This is a genomic window from Inquilinus sp. YAF38, from assembly GCF_052113205.1.
In the GTDB taxonomy this organism is placed as follows: Bacteria; Pseudomonadota; Alphaproteobacteria; order DSM-16000; family Inquilinaceae; genus Inquilinus.
On sequence record NZ_JBFRCU010000183.1, the window covers coordinates 1 to 3,441 of the forward strand.

The 3,441-nt window shown below is 73.5% G+C and carries 1 protein-coding gene; it reads right to left on the minus strand.

All coding sequences use genetic code 11. The features are described 5' to 3' along the window. A partial coding sequence (locus AB4Z01_RS35980; RefSeq protein ID WP_441701620.1) for a beta strand repeat-containing protein occupies positions 1-3,441 on the minus strand: 3,441 nt, incomplete at both ends.

Sequence of the window (3,441 nt, forward strand, 5' to 3'; positions counted from 1 at the left end):
GCTTGCCGGTGATGGTGGTGACGTCGCTGGCGACGCTGTCGACCGCCGTGTTGGTGGCGAAGAGCTGGCTGCCATTCACCGCATCGGTCGAGGTGGCGGAGAGCCGCCCCGCCGCGACATTGGTGATGGTCCGCTCGGCACCGACATCGCCGACGCTGACCGTGCTGGTCGGCGTGGTGCCGGCGAAGCTGTAGGTCGTGCCGGCGATGGCGGTGCCGGTCGTGCCGACAACCGCAGCGGTGGTGCTGCCGGAGCCCAGCGCCACGTCACCGACGTTGGCACCGGCGGTCGCGCCGTGGCCGACCGCGACGCCGTCCGTCACCGAGGCCACCGCCTCCGGTCCGGCAGCGGTGCTGTCCGTGCCCGTCGCCTGGCTGTCGGCCAGGGTCGAGGTGGCGTGGAAGTACTTGATGCCGCCGCCGGTGCTGATGTTGTCGACCTTGGTGTTCAGCGTGTCGACCGAGGTGTTGGTGGCGAAGAGCTGGCTGCCGTTCACCGCGTCGGTCGAGTCGATCGCGATCCGACCGGCCGCGACATTGGTGATGGTCCGCTCGGCCCCCGCCGCGCCGACGCTGACCGTGCTGCCCGGCGCCGTGCCGGCGAAGTTGTAGGTCGTGCCGGCGATCGTCGTGCTCGGCGTGGCCACGACCGCTGCGGTGGTCGAGCCCGAGCCCAGAGCAACGTCCCCCGCATTGACGCCGGCCGTGGCACCGTGACCGACCGCGACACCGTCCGTCACCGAGGCCACCGCCCCGGGTCCGGCAGCGGTGCTGTCCGTGCCCGTCGCCTGGCTGTCCGCCAGGGTCGAGGTGGCATGGAAGTACTTGATCCCGCCGCCGTTGCTGATGTTGTTGACCTTGGTGTTCAGCGTGTCGACCGAAGTGTTGGTGGCGAAGAGCTGGCTGCCGTTGATCGCGTCCGTCGAGTCGATCGCGATCCGCCCCGCCGCGACGTTGGTGATGGTCCGCTCGGCGCCGACATCGCCGACGCTGACCGTGCTGCCCGGTGTGGCCCCGGCGAAGTTGTAGGTCGTGCCGGCAATGGTGGTGCTGGCCGTGCCGACCGCCGCCGCCGTGACCGAGCCCGAGCCCAGCGCCACCCCGCCGGCATTGCCGGCTATGGCGTTGTGGCCCAGGGCGAGCGCGTCCGTCGCCGAGGCGTCGGCAAGGCCGCCCAAGGCGACGGCGCCGTCTGCCGACGCGTTGGCCACCGCGCCGATCGCCACCGACAAGGCACCGGAGCCGGCGCTCGCATTGCCCAGGGCAATGGCGGAGTCGGCGCTGGCGTTGGTGCCGACGCCCAAGGCCAGGGCGTTGAGGCCGCTGGCATTGGCCTGCCAGCCGAGCGCGGCGGCGCCGCCGCCCGTCGCCGAGGCCGCGACGCCCGCCGCCACGGCGTTGAGGCCGGTGGCGCCGTCATTGTTGTAGTTCCCGCCCGCCGTACCGCCGTCATTGACGCTGTAGTAATGCGTCAGCTTGCCGGTGACGTCGGTGATCTGGCTGGCGACGTCGTCCACCGCCGTGTTGGTGGCGAAGAGCTGCGACCCGTTCACCGCGTCGGTCGAGGTCGCGGAGAGCCGCCCCGCCGCCACATTGGTGATGGTCCGCTCGGCGCCGACATCCCCGACGCTGACCGTGCTGGTCGGCGCCGTGCCGGCGAAGTTGTAGGTCGTGCCGGCGATCGTCGCGCTGGTCGTGCCGACCGCCGCCGCCGTCACCGAGCCGGAGCCCAGCGCCACGTCGCCGGCATTGCCGGCTGTGGCGTTGTGGCCCAGGGCGAGCGCGTCCGTCGCCGAGGCGTCGGCAAGGCCGCCCAAGGCGACGGCGCCGTCTGCCGACGCGTTGGCCACCGCGCCGATCGCCACCGACAAGGCACCGGAGCCGGCGCTCGCATTGCCCAGGGCAATGGCGGAGTCGGCGCTGGCGTTGGTGCCGACGCCCAAGGCCAGGGCATTGAGGCCGCCGGCATTGGCCTGCCAGCCGAGCGCGGCGGCGCCGCCGCCCGTCGCCGAGGCCGCGATCCCGGCGGCCAGGGCATTGGCACCGGTGGCGCCGTCATTATTGAAGTTGGCGCCCGCCGTGCCGCCGTCGTTGACGCTGTAGTAGTGCGTCAGCTTGCCGGTCACGTCGGTGATCTGGCTGGCGACGTCGTCCACCGCCGTGTTGGTGGCGAAGAGCTGGCTGCCGTTCACCGCGTCGGTCGAGGTGGCCGCGATCCGGCCGGCCGCGACATTGGTGATGGTCCGCTCGGCGCCGACATCCCCGACGCTGACCGTGCTGCCCGGCGCCGTGCCGGCGAAGGTGTAGGTCGTGCCGGCGATCGTCGCGCTGGACGTGCCGACCGCCGCGGCCGTCACCGAGCCCGTGCCCAGCGCCACCGCGCCGGCATCGCCGGCCGTGGCGCCGTTGCCCAGGGCAAGCGCATCCGCCGCCGAGGCGTTGGCGAGGACGCCGACTGCCGTGGCGTGGTCCGCCGTGGCGCTGGAGGCCAGGCCGAGAGCCGTGGACCAGGTCCCGGTCGCGTTGGTGTTGCCGCCGACTGCCGTGCTGCCGGCCCCCGTCGCGGTCGAGGAACCGCCGATCGCGGTCGCCTCGAAGGAGGTGAACCCGCCCGGAAGCASCGTGCCSGCGGCSCCGCTYGCAKTCGCACCCGGGCCGATGGCGATCGGCGAGCCGTCGCCGGCCGTCACGATGGCCTTGGCGCCGGCCCCCAGGGCCATGCCCGCGCCGACGCCGCCGCTGGTCGCCGTCGCCCCGCTGCCGAGAGCGACCGTGGTCCCGCCSGTCGCGGCGGCGTTGTTGCCGACCGCCGTCGACGGGCCGCCCGATGCCACGGCCCCGATGCCGGCCGCCAGGGCACCCGCGCTGGTCGCGCCGTCGTTGTTGAAATTGCCCCCCGCCGTGCCGCCGTCRTTGACGCTGTAGTAATGCGTCAGCTTGCCGGTGACGTCGGTGATCTGGCTGGCAACGTCGTCGACCGCCGTGTTGGTGGCGAACAACTGGCTGCCGTTGATCGCGTCGGTCGAAGTCGCCGCGATCCGCCCGGCCGCGACGTTGGTGATCGTCCGCTCCGCCCCCGGCGCACCGACGCTGACCGTGCTGCCCGGCGCCGTGCCGGCGAAGTTGTAGGTCGTGCCGGCGATCGTCGCGCTGGACGTGCCCACCGCCGCGGCCGTCACCGAGCCCGTGCCCAGCGCCACCGCGCCGGCGTCGCCGGCCGTGGCCCCGTTGCCCAGGGCGAGCGCATCCGCCGCCGAGGCGTTGGCGAGGACGCCGACTGCCGTGGCGTGGTCCGCCGTGGCGCTGGAGGCCAGGCCGAGAGCCGTGGACCAGGTCCCGGTCGCGTTGGTGTTGCCGCCGACTGCCGTGCTGCCGGCCCCCGTCGCGGTCGAGGAACCGCCGATCGCGGTCGCCTCGAAGGAGGTGAACCCGCCCGGAAGCA